The 20,440-nt window shown below is 61.9% G+C and carries 19 protein-coding genes, 1 tRNA gene and 1 pseudogene; 9 read left to right on the forward strand and 12 right to left on the reverse strand.

Annotation, left to right across the window (positions count from 1 at the left end):
- Positions 1–115: 115 nt before the first annotated feature.
- The 3 genes from AC3RCM_RS20110 to AC3RCM_RS20120 all read left to right on the forward strand — a co-directional run bounded on the left by AC3RCM_RS20110 (position 116) and on the right by AC3RCM_RS20120 (position 4,348).
- Positions 116–1,174 (forward strand): IS110-like element ISPpu11 family transposase, encoded by a 1,059-nt coding sequence (locus AC3RCM_RS20110; protein ID WP_104887826.1) that lies wholly within the window; start codon positions 116–118, stop codon positions 1,172–1,174.
- A gap of 528 nt (positions 1,175–1,702) precedes the next feature.
- Positions 1,703–2,761 (forward strand): IS110-like element ISPpu11 family transposase, encoded by a 1,059-nt coding sequence (locus tag AC3RCM_RS20115; protein ID WP_098316384.1) that lies wholly within the window; start codon positions 1,703–1,705, stop codon positions 2,759–2,761.
- A gap of 528 nt (positions 2,762–3,289) precedes the next feature.
- Positions 3,290–4,348 (forward strand): IS110-like element ISPpu11 family transposase, encoded by a 1,059-nt coding sequence (locus tag AC3RCM_RS20120; RefSeq protein ID WP_104887826.1) that lies wholly within the window; start codon positions 3,290–3,292, stop codon positions 4,346–4,348.
- Positions 4,349–4,724: 376 nt separating this feature from the next.
- Here the strand turns inward: AC3RCM_RS20120 and murB are convergent, their stop codons facing one another.
- The 8 genes from murB to AC3RCM_RS20160 form a co-directional block, all read right to left on the reverse strand.
- Positions 4,725–5,744, reverse strand: coding sequence for a UDP-N-acetylmuramate dehydrogenase (gene murB, locus AC3RCM_RS20125; RefSeq protein ID WP_064491352.1), 1,020 nt, complete (start codon positions 5,742–5,744; stop codon positions 4,725–4,727).
- Entirely contained in the window at positions 5,741–6,205 is a 465-nt protein-coding gene (locus AC3RCM_RS20130; protein ID WP_064491353.1) for a low molecular weight protein-tyrosine-phosphatase, read from the reverse strand. Before AC3RCM_RS20130 ends, murB begins: the two co-directional genes overlap by 4 nt.
- A complete protein-coding gene (gene kdsB / locus AC3RCM_RS20135; RefSeq protein ID WP_003247143.1) occupies positions 6,205–6,969 on the reverse strand; it encodes a 3-deoxy-manno-octulosonate cytidylyltransferase in 765 nt (254 codons plus the stop codon). The genes AC3RCM_RS20130 and kdsB overlap by 1 nt, the downstream gene beginning before the upstream one ends.
- Positions 6,966–7,151: a Trm112 family protein gene (locus AC3RCM_RS20140; RefSeq protein ID WP_003247142.1), complete on the reverse strand. Its 186-nt coding sequence runs from the start codon at positions 7,149–7,151 to the stop codon at positions 6,966–6,968. The genes kdsB and AC3RCM_RS20140 overlap by 4 nt, the downstream gene beginning before the upstream one ends.
- A 44-nt stretch (positions 7,152–7,195) precedes the next feature.
- A complete protein-coding gene (gene lpxK / locus AC3RCM_RS20145; RefSeq protein WP_064491354.1) occupies positions 7,196–8,197 on the reverse strand; it encodes a tetraacyldisaccharide 4'-kinase in 1,002 nt (333 codons plus the stop codon).
- Positions 8,197–8,631 carry an ExbD/TolR family protein gene (locus AC3RCM_RS20150; RefSeq protein WP_010952926.1) on the reverse strand — a complete coding sequence of 145 codons (435 nt, stop codon included), beginning with the start codon at positions 8,629–8,631 and terminating at the stop codon, positions 8,197–8,199. The genes lpxK and AC3RCM_RS20150 overlap by 1 nt, the downstream gene beginning before the upstream one ends.
- Positions 8,628–9,263, reverse strand: a complete 636-nt coding sequence (locus tag AC3RCM_RS20155; RefSeq protein ID WP_026031862.1) for a MotA/TolQ/ExbB proton channel family protein — start codon at positions 9,261–9,263, stop codon at positions 8,628–8,630. The genes AC3RCM_RS20150 and AC3RCM_RS20155 overlap by 4 nt, the downstream gene beginning before the upstream one ends.
- Positions 9,264–9,373: 110 nt before the next feature.
- On the reverse strand, positions 9,374–11,587 hold the full coding sequence (locus AC3RCM_RS20160) for a DNA internalization-related competence protein ComEC/Rec2 (protein ID WP_336091730.1): 2,214 nt from the start codon (positions 11,585–11,587) through the stop codon (positions 9,374–9,376).
- Positions 11,588–11,729: 142 nt separating this feature from the next.
- Here AC3RCM_RS20160 and AC3RCM_RS20165 point away from each other — a divergent pair.
- Positions 11,730–12,242 (forward strand): annotated as a pseudogene (locus AC3RCM_RS20165) (DUF2062 domain-containing protein); the annotation flags it as partial.
- Between the two features lie 3 nt (positions 12,243–12,245).
- Here AC3RCM_RS20165 and AC3RCM_RS20170 read toward each other — a convergent pair.
- The 3 genes from AC3RCM_RS20170 to AC3RCM_RS20180 form a co-directional block, all read right to left on the reverse strand.
- Complete coding sequence (locus AC3RCM_RS20170; RefSeq protein ID WP_003247128.1) at positions 12,246–13,025, reverse strand: ABC transporter permease; 780 nt, start codon at positions 13,023–13,025, stop codon at positions 12,246–12,248.
- Positions 13,022–13,954: an ABC transporter ATP-binding protein gene (locus tag AC3RCM_RS20175; protein ID WP_010952922.1), complete on the reverse strand. Its 933-nt coding sequence runs from the start codon at positions 13,952–13,954 to the stop codon at positions 13,022–13,024. Before AC3RCM_RS20175 ends, AC3RCM_RS20170 begins: the two co-directional genes overlap by 4 nt.
- Positions 13,955–14,087: 133 nt before the next feature.
- On the reverse strand, positions 14,088–14,711 hold the full coding sequence (locus AC3RCM_RS20180; protein ID WP_010952921.1) for a glutathione S-transferase: 624 nt from the start codon (positions 14,709–14,711) through the stop codon (positions 14,088–14,090).
- Between the two features lie 404 nt (positions 14,712–15,115).
- On the opposite strand from AC3RCM_RS20180, the gene AC3RCM_RS20185 reads away from it, so the two are divergent.
- The 5 genes from AC3RCM_RS20185 to AC3RCM_RS20205 all read left to right on the forward strand — a co-directional run bounded on the left by AC3RCM_RS20185 (position 15,116) and on the right by AC3RCM_RS20205 (position 20,084).
- Complete coding sequence (locus AC3RCM_RS20185; protein ID WP_064491464.1) at positions 15,116–17,563, forward strand: acyl-CoA dehydrogenase; 2,448 nt, start codon at positions 15,116–15,118, stop codon at positions 17,561–17,563.
- A gap of 79 nt (positions 17,564–17,642) precedes the next feature.
- The gene (locus AC3RCM_RS20190) at positions 17,643–18,053 is read left to right on the forward strand and encodes a PA2817 family protein (protein WP_064491463.1); all 411 of its coding nucleotides are present in this window, start codon (positions 17,643–17,645) and stop codon (positions 18,051–18,053) included.
- 188 nt (positions 18,054–18,241) lie between these two features.
- Entirely contained in the window at positions 18,242–18,787 is a 546-nt protein-coding gene (locus AC3RCM_RS20195) for a fimbrial protein (protein ID WP_064491462.1), read from the forward strand.
- Between the two features lie 61 nt (positions 18,788–18,848).
- Positions 18,849–19,595 (forward strand): fimbrial biogenesis chaperone, encoded by a 747-nt coding sequence (locus AC3RCM_RS20200; RefSeq protein WP_492629097.1) that lies wholly within the window; start codon positions 18,849–18,851, stop codon positions 19,593–19,595.
- Between the two features lie 204 nt (positions 19,596–19,799).
- Entirely contained in the window at positions 19,800–20,084 is a 285-nt protein-coding gene (locus tag AC3RCM_RS20205) for a hypothetical protein (protein ID WP_492629098.1), read from the forward strand.
- Between the two features lie 230 nt (positions 20,085–20,314).
- Here AC3RCM_RS20205 and AC3RCM_RS20210 read toward each other — a convergent pair.
- Positions 20,315–20,390, reverse strand: a tRNA-Gly gene (locus AC3RCM_RS20210).
- Positions 20,391–20,440: the final 50 nt, after the last annotated feature.

A 20,440-nucleotide genomic window follows, 5' to 3' on the forward strand; every position in this document is an offset into this window, starting at 1 on the left:
CTCGCCCCCGCCGAGGCATCACAGTGCCACGGTGGTGTTCGAAGAAGCCAACGGCAGCGAGGGCGAGACCATGAAAAAGCATAGTTCGAAACACGATTCCCTGTCTTCCACTGATGTGGAGCTTTGCACAACCATCTGCGTAGACCTGGCCAAACAGGTCTTCCAATTAGCAGGCGAGGACGCTACTGGTCGGGTGATCTACGAAGATCGCATCAAATCCCGCCAAGCGTTCCACGATTTCCTGCTCAGGCTGCCAACGACCGTGGCCGTCTTGATGGAGTGCGGTCCAGGTGCACAAGCCTGGGCCAGACTGCTGCAGGCCAAAGGTAATCCGGTTCGCATCCTGCCGGCGCAACGTGTCGCCGAACATCGCAGCGGTGCTAAGAACGATCGTAACGACTGCTATGCCATTTTGCGTGCCGGTCGCGATACGAGCATCGCTTCGATACCGATCAAGAGCACCACAGCACTGGCTATTCAAGCGCTGCACCGTATCCGGCGCGGTAACATCAAGCGACATACCGCGCTGGGTAATCAGATCCGTGGTTTGCTACTCGAGCATGGCGTATCCATGCCCCAGGGCGATGCCGCGATCAATAAGCATGTGCCTCAGGCGCTTGAGGATGCTTCCTTGCCTCTACCCGACCTGTTGCGCGAGTTGCTCGATGAGTTGCTGATGGACTGGTTGTCTCTAGGTGAACGCATAACGGCGCTGAGCCGCCGGCTCGAAGCGACTGCCCAAGAGGATAAAGTCGCTCAGCGACTGATCACCATTCGCGGCGTCGGCCCTATCATTGCCACGGCGATCGTGGCGAAACAGACCGACCCCAGCCGCTTCGCCAGTGGCCGAATGTATTCCGCCTTCTTCGGTATCGTGCCCGATCAGCACAGCAGCGGAAACAAAATCAGATTGGGCAAGATGAGCAAGCGCGGTGACGGCTACATACGCAGCCTGATGATCCAGGGCGCGCATGCTGTCTTGAGTCAGTTAAGGCCTGATTCCGATCAGCCAGATGATCGCCGCCTCTTGCGCTGGCTATCCCGCCTTGGGCGCAAGGAGGCGGCGATCAGGCTGGCTAATCGAAATCTGCGGATTATCTGGGCCCTGTTACAGAGCGATCAGGTTTACCAACGCAAACCGAACGAAAAACCGGAGGCGGCTATGAGCCTCTGACCAACCGGGTAATGCCACCGGGGCGCTAGGCGCTCCAACCCCTGCTAGTGAACATTGACCCTAGGTAAGACCGTCGCAGACCGATGCCTCCGCTCCTACAGGCCTGATAGTGGCCTCCATGTAAACGGCACACTGCGAGCTCACCACGATGTTGGCCAGAAGCAAAAAGCTTCCTCGAACAGGCCTGATACATAGATGCAACCGGGTTCCTATGTTCAAAAAAGCAGCTAGACAGTGTGGGCGAGTCCATACATAGGAGCGGGTTTACCCGCGAATACGGTAGCGGCAGCAACGGTGAACGGCGGGTGGAGATTGGCCAGCAGGCCCGGCCCTTTCGCGGGTGAACCCGCTCCTACAAAGGGCTGTGTCCAACCACCGACGTGTGTCCACCACCAATCTGTGTAATCGATGGACTCGCCCCCGCCGAGGCATCACAGTGCCACGGTGGTGTTCGAAGAAGCCAACGGCAGCGAGGGCGAGACCATGAAAAAGCATAGTTCGAAACACGATTCCCTGTCTTCCACTGATGTGGAGCTTTGCACAACCATCTGCGTAGACCTGGCCAAACAGGTCTTCCAATTAGCAGGCGAGGACGCTACTGGTCGGGTGATCTACGAAGATCGCATCAAATCCCGCCAAGCGTTCCACGATTTCCTGCTCAGGCTGCCAACGACCGTGGCCGTCTTGATGGAGTGCGGTCCAGGTGCACAAGCCTGGGCCAGACTGCTGCAGGCCAAAGGTAATCCGGTTCGCATCCTGCCGGCGCAACGTGTCGCCGAACATCGCAGCGGTGCTAAGAACGATCGTAACGACTGCTATGCCATTTTGCGTGCCGGTCGCGATACGAGCATCGCTTCGATACCGATCAAGAGCACCACAGCACTGGCTATTCAAGCGCTGCACCGTATCCGGCGCGGTAACATCAAGCGACATACCGCGCTGGGTAATCAGATCCGTGGTTTGCTACTCGAGCATGGCGTATCCATGCCCCAGGGCGATGCCGCGATCAATAAGCATGTGCCTCAGGCGCTTGAGGATGCTTCCTTGCCTCTACCCGACCTGTTGCGCGAGTTGCTCGATGAGTTGCTGATGGACTGGTTGTCTCTAGGTGAACGCATAGCGGCGCTGAGCCGCCGGCTCGAAGCGACTGCCCAAGAGGATAAAGTCGCTCAGCGACTGATCACCATTCGCGGCGTCGGCCCTATCATTGCCACGGCGATCGTGGCGAAACAGACCGACCCCAGCCGCTTCGCCAGTGGCCGAATGTATTCCGCCTTCTTCGGTATCGTGCCCGATCAGCACAGCAGCGGAAACAAAATCAGATTGGGCAAGATGAGCAAGCGCGGTGACGGCTACATACGCAGCCTGATGATCCAGGGCGCGCATGCTGTCTTGAGTCAGTTAAGGCCTGATTCCGATCAGCCAGATGATCGCCGCCTCTTGCGCTGGCTATCCCGCCTTGGGCGCAAGGAGGCGGCGATCAGGCTGGCTAATCGAAATCTGCGGATTATCTGGGCCCTGTTACAGAGCGATCAGGTTTACCAACGCAAACCGAACGAAAAACCGGAGGCGGCTATGAGCCTCTGACCAACCGGGTAATGCCACCGGGGCGCTAGGCGCTCCAACCCCTGCTAGTGAACATTGACCCTAGGTAAGACCGTCGCAGACCGATGCCTCCGCTCCTACAGGCCTGATAGTGGCCTCCATGTAAACGGCACACTGCGAGCTCACCACGATGTTGGCCAGAAGCAAAAAGCTTCCTCGAACAGGCCTGATACATAGATGCAACCGGGTTCCTATGTTCAAAAAAGCAGCTAGACAGTGTGGGCGAGTCCATACATAGGAGCGGGTTTACCCGCGAATACGGTAGCGGCAGCAACGGTGAACGGCGGGTGGAGATTGGCCAGCAGGCCCGGCCCTTTCGCGGGTGAACCCGCTCCTACAAAGGGCTGTGTCCAACCACCGACGTGTGTCCACCACCAATCTGTGTAATCGATGGACTCGCCCCCGCCGAGGCATCACAGTGCCACGGTGGTGTTCGAAGAAGCCAACGGCAGCGAGGGCGAGACCATGAAAAAGCATAGTTCGAAACACGATTCCCTGTCTTCCACTGATGTGGAGCTTTGCACAACCATCTGCGTAGACCTGGCCAAACAGGTCTTCCAATTAGCAGGCGAGGACGCTACTGGTCGGGTGATCTACGAAGATCGCATCAAATCCCGCCAAGCGTTCCACGATTTCCTGCTCAGGCTGCCAACGACCGTGGCCGTCTTGATGGAGTGCGGTCCAGGTGCACAAGCCTGGGCCAGACTGCTGCAGGCCAAAGGTAATCCGGTTCGCATCCTGCCGGCGCAACGTGTCGCCGAACATCGCAGCGGTGCTAAGAACGATCGTAACGACTGCTATGCCATTTTGCGTGCCGGTCGCGATACGAGCATCGCTTCGATACCGATCAAGAGCACCACAGCACTGGCTATTCAAGCGCTGCACCGTATCCGGCGCGGTAACATCAAGCGACATACCGCGCTGGGTAATCAGATCCGTGGTTTGCTACTCGAGCATGGCGTATCCATGCCCCAGGGCGATGCCGCGATCAATAAGCATGTGCCTCAGGCGCTTGAGGATGCTTCCTTGCCTCTACCCGACCTGTTGCGCGAGTTGCTCGATGAGTTGCTGATGGACTGGTTGTCTCTAGGTGAACGCATAACGGCGCTGAGCCGCCGGCTCGAAGCGACTGCCCAAGAGGATAAAGTCGCTCAGCGACTGATCACCATTCGCGGCGTCGGCCCTATCATTGCCACGGCGATCGTGGCGAAACAGACCGACCCCAGCCGCTTCGCCAGTGGCCGAATGTATTCCGCCTTCTTCGGTATCGTGCCCGATCAGCACAGCAGCGGAAACAAAATCAGATTGGGCAAGATGAGCAAGCGCGGTGACGGCTACATACGCAGCCTGATGATCCAGGGCGCGCATGCTGTCTTGAGTCAGTTAAGGCCTGATTCCGATCAGCCAGATGATCGCCGCCTCTTGCGCTGGCTATCCCGCCTTGGGCGCAAGGAGGCGGCGATCAGGCTGGCTAATCGAAATCTGCGGATTATCTGGGCCCTGTTACAGAGCGATCAGGTTTACCAACGCAAACCGAACGAAAAACCGGAGGCGGCTATGAGCCTCTGACCAACCGGGTAATGCCACCGGGGCGCTAGGCGCTCCAACCCCTGCTAGTGAACATTGACCCTAGGTAAGACCGTCGCAGACCGATGCCTCCGCTCCTACAGGCCTGATAGTGGCCTCCATGTAAACGGCACACTGCGAGCTCACCACGATGTTGGCCAGAAGCAAAAAGCTTCCTCGAACAGGCCTGATACATAGATGCAACCGGGTTCCTATGTTCAAAAAAGCAGCTAGACAGTGTGGGCGAGTCCATACATAGGAGCGGGTTTACCCGCGAATACGGTAGCGGCGGCAACGGTGAACGGCGGATGGAGATTGGCCAGCAGGCCCGGCCCTTTCGCGGGTAAACCCGCTCCTACGGGGGTTCACAGCCGGCAAATCAGTAAAGATTAGGCTCCATCTCCAGCTCAACCCCAAACCGCTCGAAGATATCCGCCTGAATCTTGCGCGCCAGCGCATGCATCTGCGCCCCGCTCGCCTGGCCATAGTTGACCAGCACCAGCGACTGCAAGCGATGCACGCCAGCATCACCCTCACGATGGCCCTTCCAGCCCGCCTGCTCGATCAACCAGCCCGCCGCCAGTTTCACCTGGCCATCAGCCTGTGGGTATGCCACGACACCGGGATACTGCGCGCGAATACGCTCGACCAGATCAGCCGTTACCACCGGGTTCTTGAAGAAGCTCCCGGCATTGCCCAGCTCTGCCGGATCTGGCAGCTTCTCGCGGCGAATGCTGCAGATTGCATCACTGATCGCTTGCGCGGTCAGCTCGGTCACACCCCGCTCAGACAGGCGTTGGCGCACCGGGCCGTAATCCAGATGAGCGTGCAGGGTGCGGGTCAGGGCAAAGCGCACCCGCAGGATCAACCAGCGGCCAGGGTTGCGCTTGAAAAGGCTGTCGCGATAGGCGAAAGCGCATTCTGCCAAACCGAAGTCACGCAGCTCGCCCGTCTCACGGTCCAGGGCTGTCAGCCCGGCGAATACGTCCTTGATCTCCACCCCGTATGCGCCCACGTTCTGCATCGGCGCAGCACCGACGGTGCCGGGGATCAGGCTGAGGTTCTCCAACCCGCAATAGCCCTGCGCCAGCGCCCACTGCACAAACGCGTGCCACGGCTCACCGGCCTCGGCCTCGACCACGATACGCTCGCCATCGTCACTGAGCACACGCCGACCGCGGCTGGCCATGTGCAGCACCAGTGCATCGATATCGCGGGTCAGCAGCAGGTTGCTGCCACCCCCGATCACCAGTACCGGCAGGCCCCTTTGCTGTGCCTGGTCCAATGCCTGGCGCACCTGCTGGTCGTCCTGCACCTGACTGAAATAGCGCGCCTTCACGTCGATGCCGAAGGTATTGTAAGGCTTGAGCGATACCTGCTCCTGCCACTGCACTGTCATAGACGCCCCTTGATTTCCAGTACCAGCGCCTGGCAAGCCGCTTCCACCAGATCCAGCACCTGCTCGAAGCCGTCGGCGCCACCGTAGTACGGGTCTGGCACTTCATCCAGGGCTGCACCGTAGCGGCGCAGGAACAGGTCGAGTTCGCCCACTGCCGTGGACGGGCGCAAGGCCCGCAGATCGCGCAGGTTGTGCTCATCCATGGCCAACACCAGGTCGTATTCGGCGAAGTGCGATGCCTTGACCTGTTGGGCGCGTTGCTGCGACAGGTCGTAACCACGCGCCAGCGCCGCCTTGCAGGTGCGGCTGTCTGGCGCCTTGCCGACATGCCAATCGCCGGTGCCGGCAGAAGCCACCTGCACCTTGTCGGCGAGCCCGGCGGCCTGCAATTGATGGCGTAGCACGCCTTCGGCAGTGGGCGAGCGGCAGATGTTGCCCAGGCACACGAACAGGACGCGCATCAGGCCTCCAGCAAGCGCCGTACGCGCTCCAGATCCTCAGGGGTGTCGACACCCACGGCAGGCGCCTCGATGGCGTCCTCGATGTGAATGCGTACGCCGTGCCACAGGGCACGCAGCTGCTCCAGCGCTTCAGCCTGCTCGAGCCAGCATGGGCCCCAGCTGACGAAGTCGTGCAGGAAGCCGACACGGTAAGCGTACATGCCAATATGGCGGCGATATGGCACTCCTTCCGGCAGCACGTCGCGGGCCTTGGCGAAGGTATCGCGGGCCCAGGGCAGCGGCGCCCGGCTGAACGTCAGAGCCAGGCCGTTCTTGTCACTCACCACCTTGACCGCGTTAGGGTTGAACACGGTTTCCGGCTCATGGATAGGCTCGGCCAAGGTGGCGATGCCCGCTTCCGGATGCGCAGCCAGGTTGGCCGCCACCTGGTCGATGATCACCGGCGGGATCAGCGGCTCGTCGCCCTGCACGTTGACCACGATGGCGTCAGCCGGCAAGCCGAGGTACGCGGCCACTTCGGCCAGGCGGTCAGTGCCCGATTCATGATCGGCACGGGTCATCAGCACTTCGGCGCCGAAGGCCTGGCAGGCTTCAAGGATGCTGGTGTCGTCGGTGGCGATGACCACACGGCTGGCACCGCTCTTGCGGGCCTGCTCCCACACATGTTGCACCATCGGCTTGCCGGCAATCAGCAGCAGCGGTTTGCCTGGCAGGCGGGTGGAGCGCAGCCGGGCGGGGATTACTACCGTAAATTCCAGGCTCATTTGTCAAGACGCTCGTCGTCGGTCAGGGTGCGTGCCTCGCTTTCCAGCATGACCGGGATACCGTCGCGAATCGGGTAGGCCAGGCCAGCGCCTTTGCTGATCAGCTCGGTCTTGTCGGCGCTCAGCTTGAGCGGGCCCTTGGTGATCGGGCAGGCCAGGATATCGAGCAGTTTGGTGTCCATTGGAGGCTTCCTTTAGGCCAGGTGGCCGGAAATTGAAAACGGGCTCAGGGTTTGCGCAACAAGCGTTGCAGCTGGTTGTCGAACCAGGCGCTGAAAGCCGGCGTAGGCTGCGCTTCGACGGCCAGGTACCACCAGTCGTCAGCGGCAAAGGCCCGGCATTTCACCGCGTCCTTCTCGGTCATGACCAGCGGCAGTGGCGGGCTGAAAGCCAGGCTCCGGGCACTGAACTGCGCATGGTCGGCGAAGGGATGCGGCACCGGCTGCCAGTTTAGCCCCAGCAGGGTGTTGAAGAAACGTTGCGGGTTACCGATACCGGCCACCGCATGCAGGCGCTGGCCGGCGGGGAAATGGTCGAGCGCACGGCGCTCGCCACTGCGCACGTTGACCAGGGCGGATGGCTGCAGGCGGAAACCGAAACCATCGGTGCGGTCTTCGCTGGCGCCGTTGAACAGCACCGCGTCAGCCTCGCGCAAGCGGTCGGCCGGCTCACGCAAGGGCCCCGCCGGCAGGCAGCGGCCATTGCCCAGGCCGCGGGCAGCGTCGATCAGCACCAGTTCCAGGTCACGGGCCAGGCGGTAATGCTGCATACCGTCGTCGCACAGGATCAGGTCGAGGGGTTCGCTGGCCAGCAATGCCTGCACGGCACGGGAGCGATCCGGGTCGATCATCAGTGGCACGCCGGTGCGTTGCACGATCAGCAGCGGCTCGTCGCCCGCCTGATCGGCCGCCTGATCGGCCTGCACCCGCCAGGGCAGCTGTGGAGGCTTGGCACCATAACCGCGGCTGACCACACCCACCTTCAGCCCCTGCTGGCGACAGTGTTCGATCAGCCAGAGGATCATCGGCGTCTTGCCGGTGCCACCGACGGTGATGTTGCCCACCACAATAACCGGTACCGGTGCCCGGTAGCTGGCACTGTCACCCCTTAGAAAACGCGCGCGCTTGCGCGTGACCACGCGGCGATACAAGGCCTCCAGCGGTCGCAGCAGCGCCAGCGCCGGGTGCCCGGCATACCAGGCAGCGAGCAAGCGGTCGGCGAACGCCATCAAGGCGTGCCCTGGGCCGCCTCGACGGTGGTCATGCGCAACTGGCTGAAACCGAGCTTGCCGGCAGCATCCATTGCGGTGACCACAGCCTGATGCGGGGTCTTGCCGTCGGCGCTGATGGCCAGCGGCAACTTGTTGTCTCCGCCCGACTCGCGCTCTATGGCCTCGCTCAGGGTGGCCAGGTCGCTTTTGGGTAGCAGGTGGTTGTTCACCGAATACACGCCTTCGGCGCTGATGGTGATTTCCACCAGCTTGCCCGGGTCGGCCGGCGCCGGCTCGGCGCTGGTAGCTTCGGGCAGCTCGACGCGAAGTTGCGTTTCGCGGGTGAAGGTGGTGGTAACCACGAAGAACAGCAGCAGGACGAACACCACGTCAATCAGCGACGCCAGGTTGATGTCGACGTTCTCCCGCTGGCGATTGCGCCGGAACTTCACGCCTTGCCTCCGGCCACTTCCACTTCACGGTCACCCTGGATCACTTCCACCAGCTTGATCGCCTCCTGCTCCATGCCGATGACCAGTTCATCGATGCGGCGCAGCAGGAAACGGTGGAAGAACACTGCCGGGATACCGACCATCAGGCCAGCCGCAGTGGTGACCAGGGCCTTGGAGATACCACTGGCCAGCACGGCGGCGTTGGCGGTCATCTGCGAGCCCATGAAGGCGCTGAAAATGTCGATCATGCCCAGCACGGTGCCCAGCAGGCCCAGCAGAGGCGCCATGGCGGCGATGGTGCCGAGGGTGCTGATGTAGCGCTCCAGTTCATGGATGACGCGCGAGGCGGCCTCCTCGATGCACTCTTTCATGATCTCCCGACCGTGACGCGAATTGGCCAGGCCCGCCGCGAGGATTTCACCCAGTGGCGAATCGGCACGCAGGGCCTTGAGCTTGTCACTGGTCAGTTGCTTGTCCTTGATCCACATCCATACCTGGCCCAGCAGGTGCGGCGGGGTGACGCGACTGGCGCGCAAGGTCCACAGGCGTTCGACGACGATAGCCATGGCAGCGATGGAGCTCAGAATGATCGGCAGCATCATCCAACCACCGGACTTGACCAATTCCCACACAATAAACGCCCCTTCGGAAAAAGGCCGCCACTCTACCATAGGCGCGCCGAGGGCTCATCTGCCGGAGGTCAGGGAATTGGGGTCTGGGCTGGCAGATGCCTGCCTCTGCCTCACTCCCCTCGAACCCGCCAGAACCGCCGCTGCCCCCTAACCCCCTCGACTACCCCATGCCGCCCCAGCACCAACCGCAATGCCCCCTCCACCGCCGTATCATGCATCACCACCCCATGCCGCCCATACCGTTCGACCACCTGCACGTGCGGGTGCCCGAAGCTGTTGTTGCGCCCCCGCGAAATCAATACCCCGCGCGGTGCGGTAGCCCGGACGAACGCCTCGGTGGACGAGCTGCGGCTGCCATGATGCGGCGCCTGCAGCCAGTCGATACGCGGCATTTCAGTGTCCGCCAGCCAGGCCCTTTCGGCAGCAGCTTCCATATCCCCCGCCAGCAGCAAGCGCTCGCCCTGCGCCTCGACCAACAACACACAGGAACGGTCATTACTGCTCTGCCCGTCCACCCAGCGCCACAGCGAAAAACGCACGCCATCCCAATCCCATTGCTCGCCACTGGCACAAGGCTGCAACGGAACATCAACCAGCGCTTCCCCACCGATTATCCGCTTGATCGGCAAACCACGCGCAATGGCCACGGCCCCGCCCGCATGATCGGCATGTGCATGGCTGATCACCATCACGTCAAGGCCGCCCACCCCCAGCTTGCGCAAGGTTGGCAACACCACGCGTTCCCCCAAGTCGCTTTCCCCCCTGGCCGGCCCGGCATCGTAGAGCAGGCTGTGATGCCGCGTACGCAAGAGCACCGCCAGCCCCTGGCCGACATCCAGCTGCCAGACCTCGACCTGGCCGAACGGCACCGGCTCCCGGGGCACCCACAGCGCCAGCAGCATCACCCCTCCCAACCCGCGCAGCGGCACACCACGGGGCAGTAAAACCAACAGCGCACCCAGACATACCAGCAGCCAAGCCCACAACGGCAGGGCCGCCGGAACCCATGCCGGACGCTGCTGCGCCACCAGCGCCAGCCCGCGGAACAGCACATCCAGCAGGCCACCTGCCAGCCAGAGCAACGCCTCGCCAACGCCCGCCAGCGGCAACATCAGCGTGCCCAGCAACGCCAACGGCAAGACCGCCAGGCTGACCCACGGCACCGCCACAAGGTTGGCCAGCGGCGCACTGAGGCTCACCGGCAAGCCCGTGGCCAGCAACACCGGCAGCAAGCCGACAGCGATCACCCATTGCGCTCGTGTCCAGGCCTGCCAGGGCCGCCAACCACCCAACCGGGCACTGAAGCAGTAGATGAGCGTGGCCACGGCGGCGAACGACAGCCAGAACCCAGGCAGCAACGCCGCCAGTGGCTCGAAGACAAGCACGGCGACCAGTGCAACCAGCAACGGAAAAAAAGCGCCAAGGTGGCGAAAGCGCAGACGCCAGAGCAACACCACGGCCAGCATCAGGCAGGCCCGCTGCACTGGCACCCCACCGCCAGCCAGCCACCCGTAGGCCAGCGCTGCGGCCATGGCCAGGCCGCAGGCCCAGGGCAACCACGGTAGCCTTGCCGGCCATAGCCCCCAACGCGCCAGCCCGGCGACCAGGCCATAGAGCAAACCGGCGACCAGGCCGATGTGCTGGCCGGAAATCACCAGCAGGTGCACCGTGCCGGTGGCCTGCAACGTCTGCCAGTCCTCCCGGGCCAGGCCCGCACCATCGCCAAGCACCAGGGCCACCAGCGCTGCCTGTCGGCCATTGGCTTCGACCATCAGCAAGCGCTGACGCAGTGCATCGCGCCAACCACCGGCGACTGGCGCCAGCAACTGCCCCGCCTTGACCGTACCCGTCGCGCCCACCCGTCGCGCCAGCAACTGCGCTTCACGGTCGGGCCCATGCGGGTTCAGCAGCCCGTCCGGGCGCTGCAAGGTCACGGCCAGCCGCCACTGCTCGCCCGCCCGCAGCGGCGGGCCGTCAAACCAGCTCAGTTGCAGGCGCTGAGGCAGTTCGGCCCGCCGCGAGCGTGGCGCTTCCAGCTCGAAACGCACACCGTGTGCAGTGCGGGCCGGCAAACCCGCCACCCGCCCCTCCAGCCACAAGGTGCGACCCTCCAGGCCGGCAGCCAGACGATCATCAAGGGCCTGCTGAGCAGACCCGCACGCCCAACACAAGCCCAGCAGAAACCAACCCAACGGCCATACGCGGGTAAACAGGCTGCCGACAGCGCAGGCTGTCAGGGTTATCAACCATCCGACCGATGGCAATGCGGGCAGAAAGCCCAGGCACAACAGCCCGAGCGCGAGCGCAAACATCCCTGTGCGCATGAGGTAGAGCTCCAGAAGGCGAATCACCTCCTGAGGCATAGCCCAATTGCCGGCAACGCTTGCTCAACAATTGTCACAAACTCTAAACGAGTCGGAGCAGGATTAAGGGCATACTGCCAGGGTCAACGCTCCGGGAGCCTACATGCCGCGCCGACTTTTCAAACGCTACATGCCGGACCCGACCAGCATTCGGGAACACAAATCCTTACGCTTTTTCGGCAAGTTGCTGCACGATCCCAACCTCTGGCACCTGAACCGCCATTCGGTGGCCAGAGCCATGGGTGTGGGCCTGTTCGCGGCGCTTATTCCCATCCCGATGCAGATGCTGCTGGCGGCGGCCCTGGCGATCCCGGTGCGCGGCAACCTGCCGGTCGCCGTCAGCCTGGTGTGGCTGACCAACCCGTTGACCATGCCGCCGGTGTTCTTCGTCACCTACATGACCGGTGCCTGGCTGATGCAGGTACCGCCGCGCACCCTGCCCGACGAGCTGACCTTCCAGTGGATCACCGACCAGCTGTCGACGCTGTGGCAACCCTTCCTGCTCGGCTCGGTGGTGTGCGGCGTGGTGCTGGGCATCCTTGCCTACTTCTCCACCATGTTCTACTGGCGCTGGTGGGTGGGCCGGCAGTGGCGTCGTCGCCAATGCCGGTGCAGGGCTTCAGGCACGCATGCCGCGGCCGCTGACCAGCAAGCGAACGCAAACAACGTAGAGCACCGCAGTGGCCACCAGCATGAAGGTGATCGCCGTGCCAATGCTGATATCCGACACCCCTAGAATGCCGTAGCGGAACGAGTTGACCATGTGCAGCACCGGGTTGGCTAACGACACGGTCTGCCAGAACGGCGGCAGCAGGTTGATCGAGTAGAACACGCCGCCCAGGTAGGTCAGCGGCGTCAGCACGAAGGTCGGGATGATCGAGATGTCGTCGAAGTTGCGCGCGAACACTGCGTTGACGAAGCCAAGCAGCGAAAAGATGGTGGCTGTCAGCAGCACCACCACCACGGTCACGCCCAGGTGGTGCACCTGCAGGTCGGTGAAGAACATCGACAGGATGGTCACGATCACACCCACCGCCAAACCACGCAGCACCCCACCCAGCACATAGCCGACGAGAATGGTGTGCGGCGACACCGGCGACACCATCAGTTCTTCGATCGAGCGCTGGAACTTGCTGCCGAAAAAGCTCGACACCACGTTGCCGTAGGAGTTGGTGATCACCGACATCATGATCAGCCCCGGCACGATGTACTGCATGTAGGTGAAGCCACCCATGTCGCCGATCTGCCGGCCAATCAGGTTACCGAAGATGACGAAGTACAGGACCATGGTGATCGCTGGCGGCAGCAACGTCTGCGGCCAGATGCGCAGGAAGCGCCGCACTTCGCGGTAGACGATGGTGTTCAGGGCGACCCAGTTGGTGCGCAGTTCCACACTCATACGGCCACCTTCGACAGGTTTTTTTCCACCAGGGACACGAACAGCTCCTCGAGTCGGTTGGTCTTGTTGCGCAGGCTCTGTACCTCGATGTTCTGCAGCGCCAGCTGGCCGAACAGTGCGGTGATGCCGATGTCCTTCTCCACCTGCACTTCCAGGGTATGCGGGGTCAGCAGCCGGCACGGGTAGCCCTGCAGTACCGGCGCGGCGGCCAGGTCCTGCTTGAGGTCGAGCACGAAGGTTTCGACATGCAGCTTGCCCAGCAACTGGCGCATGCTGGTGTTCTCGACGATGGTGCCATGGTCGATGATGCCGATGTTACGGCACAGCTGCTCAGCCTCTTCCAGGTAGTGGGTGGTGAGGATGATGGTGATGCCCTTCTGGTTCAGCTCGGTGAGGAAGCTCCACATCGAGCGGCGCAGCTCGATATCCACCCCGGCGGTGGGTTCGTCCAGGATCAGCAGGCGCGGTTCGTGGATCAATGCGCGGGCAATCATCAGGCGCCGCTTCATGCCGCCGGACAACGAACGCGACTGCACATCACGTTTGTCCCACAGGCCCAGCTGGGTCAGGTACTGCTCGGCGCGCTCCTTGGCCAGCTTGGGCGGGATGCCGTAGTACCCGGCCTGGGTCACGACGATGTCGAAGGTCTTTTCGAACTGGTTGAAGTTGAACTCTTGCGGCACCACGCCCAGGCAACGCTTGAGCGCGGAGGGCTCGCGGTCCAGGTCGTGACCGAACACGTTCACTGTGCCGCTGGTCTTGTTCACCAGGGTCGAGAGAATGCCAATGGTGGTGGATTTGCCGGCGCCGTTGGGGCCGAGCAAGGCGAAGAAGTCGCCTTCGGCAACATCAAGGTCGATGCCTTTGAGGGCCTGAAAGCCATTGCCGTAGGTCTTGGTCAGCTGTCGGATGGACAGGGCGGAACTCATAGCGGGTCACTTACCGAAGAAAAAGGTGCAGGACACGCCAGGTAAAGTCACTGGCGCAGTGAGTGCAGCCATGGTGCAAGGCCAGGCTGCACAAGTACAGTCACATCTATTGATAATGACTATCGAAGCGGGTTCAAGTGAGCGCGGTCATCACGGCGGCCTGGTAGGCCGGGCGTTGCTTCAGGCGTTCATACCAGGCTTGAAGGTGGTACATGTCCGGGCGCTCGATGGGCAGTTCGAACCAGGCATAGATGAAGCTACCCAGTGGGATGTCGCCCATGCCGATCTGGTCACCGGACAGGTATGGCTGACTGGCCAGGGTTTCGTCGGCAATGGCCAGCAATTGCGCGCACTGCTTGTGCGCGGCGTTGATCGCCACCCAGTCGCGCTGGTCTTCCGGCGTGCGCAGCAGGCCCCAGAACAGGGGCCGGAATGGGGTAGCGAAGGACGATGTGGTCCAGTCCATCCATTTGTCGGCCAGGGCGCGCTGGCGTGGGTCTGCCAGATACCAGCCCTGCTCCGTACCGTACTCCGCGCACAGGTAGCGGACGATGGTGTTGGATTCCCACAAGGTCAGGTCGCCGTCTTCGAGCATCGGCACCAGGCCGTTGGGGTTGCGGGCGCGGTAGTGCGGCTCGTTGACCACGCCGAAGGCGCCGCCGGCGTCGATGGATTCGAAGTCCAGGCCCAGCTCGTGGGCGATCCACAGCGCCTTGCGCACATTGCTCGAATTCTTGCGGCCCCAGATCTTCAGCATGGCAACATCCTTTTGAGTGCGGAGGTGGCACAGTCTACTCCAGACCTTCGCCGCCTGTACGGGCCTCTTCGCGGGCAAGCCGCCCCTACATCGCTCTGTAATGTTGCCACATACCGTCGTAGGAGCGGGTTCACCCGCGAAAGGGCCGGACCTGCCAGCCAATATCCCAGATCATTCACCGTCGCAGCACCATCGCATTCGCGGGCAAGCCCGCTCCCACATCGATCGGGGGCTCGCCACACCGTCGTAGGAGCGGGTTTACCCGCGAAGAGGCCGGTACAAGCGAACAAATGAACTGAAACTCCCCCCGCCACACCCTGTCACTGTTCTGAACATGCCGTTCACAGCATTGCGTCTAAGCTGTCTGGAATGGCTCAAGCCCTTGGTTCCAAGGAGGACCGATTATGTTGCTGTTGTGGTTGGTGGTGCTGGTGATCGGCGCGGCGTACCTCACGCACCGGCGCCTGGCGCCCTTGCAGATTCTCGGCATCGTGGCGGCCTATGTGCTGTTGATGGGCATTTTCAGCAGTGCCCCCGGCTGGCTGCTGGCGCTGATCTGGGTGGTGCTGGCCCTGAAGATCGCCCTGGTTGCGCTCCCGCAGTGGCGACGCAAAGTCTTTACCGCCCCGGTATTCCGCTGGTTCCAGCGCACTCTGCCACCCATGTCGCAGACCGAGCGCGAAGCCATCGACGCCGGCACCGTGTGGTGGGACGGCGAACTGTTCAGTGGCCGCCCCGACTGGCGGACTTTGCTGGCCTACCCGGCACCAAAGCTGACTGAAGAAGAGCAAGCCTTCATCGATGGCCCTACCGAAGCGCTGTGCGCCATGGTCAGCGACTGGCAGATCGGCCAGGACCTGGACCTGCCGCCCGAAGCCTGGGCACATATCAAGCAGCATGGCTTTTTCGCCTTGATCATCCCCAAGGAATACGGCGGCAAGGGCTTCTCCGCCTACGCCCACTCCCAGGTGGCGATGAAGCTGGCCACCCGCAGCGGTGACCTGGCCTCCACAGTGATGGTGCCCAACTCCCTGGGCCCTGCCGAACTGCTGCTGCACTACGGCACCGACGAACAACGCAATCACTACCTGCCGCGCCTGGCCCGAGGCGAGGAAATCCCCTGCTTCGCTCTCACCGGCCCACTGGCCGGCTCCGACGCTGGCGCCATGCCCGACACCGGCATCATCTGCAAAGGCCAGTGGCAAGGCGAAGAAGTGATCGGCCTGCGCCTGAACTGGGAAAAGCGCTACATCACCCTCGGCCCAGTCGCCACCCTGCTGGGCCTGGCATTCAAGGCCTACGACCCGGACCACCTGCTGGGCGATGAGGAAGAACTAGGCATCAGCCTGGCACTGATCCCCACCGATACCCCCGGGGTGGAAATCGGTAAACGCCACCTGCCACTGGGCGCCGCGTTCATGAATGGCCCCAACAGCGGCAAGGACGTGTTCGTCCCCCTGGACTTCCTCATTGGCGGCCAAGCCATGCTCGGCAAAGGCTGGATGATGCTGATGAACTGCCTGTCGGTAGGTCGCTCCATCTCACTGCCTGCCGTGGGTACAGGGGCCGCCAAGTACACCAGCCTGGTGACCGGCCAGTACGCCAATATCCGCGAGCAGTTCAACGTGCCACTGGCAGCCTTCGAAGGTATCCAGGAATCACTGGCACGCATCGGTGGCAACGCCTGGCTGATGGACAGTGCCCGCCTGCTGACCGCCAAGGCCGTGGACCTGGGCGAGAAACCCTCGGTGCTGTCGGCGATACTCAAGTACCACCTCACCGAGCGTGGCCGCGAATGCATCCAGCACGCCATGGACGTGCACGGTGGCAAGGGCATCATCATGGGCCCGAACAACTACCTGGGCCGCAACTGGCAAGGGGCGCCGATCTTCATCACGGTCGAAGGCGCCAACATCCTTTCGCGCAACCTGATGATCTTCGGCCAGGGCGCCATTCGCTGCCATCCGTTCGTGCTCAAGGAAATGGCATTGGCCGGGCGTGAAGACCACGATCAGGCGCTTCAGGAATTCGATGACCTGCTGATGAAACACATCCTGTTCGCCGCCGGCAATGCGGCCAGCACTTTGGTGTTCAACCTGGGGCTGGGGCTTTTCGAGAAAGTACCGGGGGACACGCTGAGCCAAGGCTACTTCCGGGCCCTCAACCGCCAGGCCGCCGCCTTTGCCCTGCTGGCCGACCTGTCGATGATGCTGCTGGGCGGGGCGCTCAAGCGCCGGGAGCGCCTGAGTGCGCGGCTGGGCGATGTACTCAGCTACCTGTACCTGTCCAGTGCCGCACTCAAGCGCTACCACGATCTCGGTTCGCCCGAGCACATGCAGCCCCTGCTGCGCTGGGCCATGGAAGAAAGCCTGGGCCAGGCGGAGCACGCCCTGGACCGGTTGCTCGACAACTTCCCCAACCGCTTCGTCGGCTGCGCGCTACGGGTGCTGGTGTTCCCCTTCGGCCGCCGTCACACCGGGCCGAGCGATGAACTGGACGCCGAGGTAGCAGCGCTGATCGGACGCAGCAAAGGCGACCCTGCGCTGGAAGAGCTGCTTGCCGGTTGCTTCAGGCCGCAAGCCGACGGCGACCCGGTGGCAGCCCTGCAACGGGCCTGCGACCTGCTGGAGGCGTCGACGCCGCTGCACAACGCGCTGCATCAGGCAATCAAGGAAGGCAAGGTACGACCGGCGCCCGGGCAGTCGGTGATCGATGCGGCAGTCGACAGTGGTGTACTTCAGCCTGATCAGGCGCAACGCCTGCATGCAGCCGAGCAAGCGCGCCGTGCGGTGATCGACGTGGATGCCTTCGACAAGGCACAGCTGCTGCCGGAGCAAGGCAAGATACGCTGAAACAGGGGCCGTTTTGCGGCCCCTTCCCCAACCGGCGTATACTCCGCGCCCCGTTTCAACCACCTCGAGGACCACCCCAATGGCTAACCCCCACCTGGAATATCACCTGCAACTGCTGAACCACCTGCGCACCATATTGGTGGCCCTGGGTGAAGCCGAGCAGGTGCCGGAGGAAAGCCACGCCCTGTTCCTCGAACGCTTCGACGAACTGCTGACCCTGCTGCCGCAAAACCCACTGGAAAGCCAATACCTGGGCCAGGACCTGATATGCCAGGTGATTCAGCGCTACCCGCAAATCGCCCACTTGGTGCCACGGGACCTGCTGTGGTTCTTCGGGGGCGACTGCCTGCACTACATGCCCGATGAAGAACTGTCCGTTTACCAGCAACTGGAGGAGCGCCGCTACGAGGCAGAGCAGAATGACGAACCCTTCGACTGGCATGCTGAAAAACAGCTATTGAGCCCAACCGGCCCAGCCTCCCGTCACTGATCTTTCCATGCACCCGGCGCTCTAGCCGGGTGCTTGTCGACATTTCAACACGCTGGTCGCACTCCGCCCTACATCCGCTTCGCCCCCCCGCCCGTACGCTGTCGCTCGTTTCAAGGATGCCCTGGCAACCCTGAGACGCTGCGTGCCTTTCACGCAGCCAGCCAACCTATCAACGTACGGATTGAACCATGAACAAGATCTTCATGACGCTAGCCTTGGGCCTGGCAAGTACCACGGCTTTTGCCGATGAAAGGGGCCAAATCCTTTTCAAAGGGCATATCAACGGCGGCGGTACTTGCCCGATCGAGATTGTCATACCGGGCTCGGGCGCAATTGGCGCCGTTGAGCTTGGAAACTACGCGGTCAAATACTTCGACACCAACACCGTCACCCCCGACATCCCATTCGCGTTACGCGTTGATGCAGATGTAGGCAGCTGCAATATTCCAAATCCTTACAAAAGCCAAGTCACATTCAACTCTCACCACGGCGATGCAGGCCCGGGAAATGCTCACTATGCCATTCGCAGCGGCGGTGGATTAGCGCAGGGCCTGGCGTTGACCATCAAGGATGATACGTTCACAAATATCGCTCCGCGAACGCCATCCAAGGACTACGACATTGCATCCACAGGCGTAACGGACCTCAAGTTCTACGCTTCGTACTTGAAGACCGGCACAGTGACCGATGGTGATGCCAACGCAGATGTGAACTTCAGTATCACGCTGCCTTGATGCCCTGCCAGGTGCCTTCGCGCACCTGGATCCCACTGTCACTCAAAATCGGTCATTTTCCATGCTCCCCGTCACCCGCACTTCGACGATGCTGGGCGGTTGCCTGCTGCTTCTGGCCAGCTTGCTGAACAGCGCCCAGGCCGCCCTTACCATCAGCAGCACGCGCATCATCTACGAAAGCAGTCAGCGCAGCGCTTCGGTGGTAGTTGCCAACCCCAGCCAACGCCCCTTCGCCGCCCAGACCTGGGTCAATACCCAGGCCGATGACACCACCACGGCCGTACCGCTCATGACCGCCCCGGCCTTGTTCAGGCTGGCTGCAGGCAAGGACCAGTCGGTTCAGATCAGCGGCCTGCCAAACGACCTGCCCCAGGACCGCGAATCGTTGTTCTTTTTCAACCTGCAAGAAATTCCCCAGGCCATCGACGGTAAACAGAACACCCTGAACATTGCCCTGCGCACGCGGATTAAATTGTTCTACCGCCCGACGCAGGTTCAAGGTAATCCGGTGCACAGGCTCAAGGAGCTACGCCTGGTCAGAACCCTGCGCGACGGCCGCCCACACCTGACTTTGCACAACCCCACGCCCTATCACTACACCTTCAACCGGCTGGACCTGGTCAAGGGCAAGCAACAGGAAGCCCTGCCGGGTGTAGACATGGTGCCCCCCATGTCCGAGCTCAGCTACCTGCTGCCACCCAGTCTGGAAGGCCCTGGCTTGCAGGCCATCGTAGCGGTGATCAATGACTACGGCGGCATCAGCAACTCGTGCCCAGAACGGCCGCTCAACACCAGGAACCGCGAATGAAACGCCTCATGCCTTACACCTATTCCAGCAACGGTCACAACTTCCTGGGTGGCAATGCACCACTGGAGTGGATAGACGATGGCCTGGACAACCTGTTCCGCAAGGATATCGACTATGACTATGCCACCACAGAGACACTCTGGGTGGATGAAAGGCCCGTACGCAGCACCGTCCGAGAGTTCAACAAGTTTCACCTGAACACCCGTGAACGCCCCAACACTGGTCACGACGCATACGTACAATCAAATCAAAGTACTGGCCAGCAGCAGCGAAGCGACCGGGCAGGAAAGGCCCAACGGTCCTGTCGTGGTCACAGACGCGACCCCGGTAACGTCGGCAACAGGGATCATGACGGTAGGTTCGGTAACCCCGGCAGCGCTGGGCGTGTTCACGGTCTCTCTTCAGATCGACATCCTGTGCTATTTCAGCGTGGACAACAAACTCACCTGGATCCCGTTCCCTCACGTACCCGTGAAACTGGTGGATTGACAAAACCACTCCCTTGGCTGCTCAAGGAAACCGGCTTCGACAAAGAACCACGCCCTCATAGCCCCCGCAGGCTTTGCACTGTTCGTCTGTGCGAAGGGCGCCTAGCAGTGGCACTTTGAATTTCAAGGCTGATGATGGATTCAGGCAAACTGCGCTGAAACGAAAAAAGACGCCGAAGCGTCTTTTTTCGAGGACTTACAGAATCTCATGCGACTCTGTAGATCTTGATTTGGAGCGGGAAACGAGACTCGAACTCGCGACCCCGACCTTGGCAAGGTCGTGCTCTACCAACTGAGCTATTCCCGCAATTTGAAGCATTACCACGTTCGGCGTGAAGCGCCTTTACAGCCTTCACC

Source organism: Pseudomonas sp. GW823-FHT05G12 (genome assembly GCF_058795575.1).

Excerpts from the sequence above, each read along its gene's own strand:
- murB (WP_064491352.1), bottom strand. The coding sequence starts at position 5,744 with ATGACAGTGCAGTGGCAGGAGCAGGTATCGCTCAAGCCTTACAATACC.
- AC3RCM_RS20130 (WP_064491353.1), bottom strand. The coding sequence starts at position 6,205 with ATGCGCGTCCTGTTCGTGTGCCTGGGCAACATCTGCCGCTCGCCCACT.
- kdsB (WP_003247143.1), bottom strand. The coding sequence starts at position 6,969 with ATGAGCCTGGAATTTACGGTAGTAATCCCCGCCCGGCTGCGCTCCACC.
- AC3RCM_RS20140 (WP_003247142.1), bottom strand. The coding sequence starts at position 7,151 with ATGGACACCAAACTGCTCGATATCCTGGCCTGCCCGATCACCAAGGGC.
- lpxK (WP_064491354.1), bottom strand. The coding sequence starts at position 8,197 with ATGGCGTTCGCCGACCGCTTGCTCGCTGCCTGGTATGCCGGGCACCCG.
- AC3RCM_RS20160 (WP_336091730.1), bottom strand. The coding sequence starts at position 11,587 with ATGCGCACAGGGATGTTTGCGCTCGCGCTCGGGCTGTTGTGCCTGGGC.
- AC3RCM_RS20170 (WP_003247128.1), bottom strand. The coding sequence starts at position 13,025 with ATGAGTGTGGAACTGCGCACCAACTGGGTCGCCCTGAACACCATCGTC.
- AC3RCM_RS20175 (WP_010952922.1), bottom strand. The coding sequence starts at position 13,954 with ATGAGTTCCGCCCTGTCCATCCGACAGCTGACCAAGACCTACGGCAAT.
- AC3RCM_RS20180 (WP_010952921.1), bottom strand. The coding sequence starts at position 14,711 with ATGCTGAAGATCTGGGGCCGCAAGAATTCGAGCAATGTGCGCAAGGCG.
- AC3RCM_RS20185 (WP_064491464.1), top strand. The coding sequence starts at position 15,116 with ATGTTGCTGTTGTGGTTGGTGGTGCTGGTGATCGGCGCGGCGTACCTC.
- AC3RCM_RS20190 (WP_064491463.1), top strand. The coding sequence starts at position 17,643 with ATGGCTAACCCCCACCTGGAATATCACCTGCAACTGCTGAACCACCTG.
- AC3RCM_RS20195 (WP_064491462.1), top strand. The coding sequence starts at position 18,242 with ATGAACAAGATCTTCATGACGCTAGCCTTGGGCCTGGCAAGTACCACG.
- AC3RCM_RS20200 (WP_492629097.1), top strand. The coding sequence starts at position 18,849 with ATGCTCCCCGTCACCCGCACTTCGACGATGCTGGGCGGTTGCCTGCTG.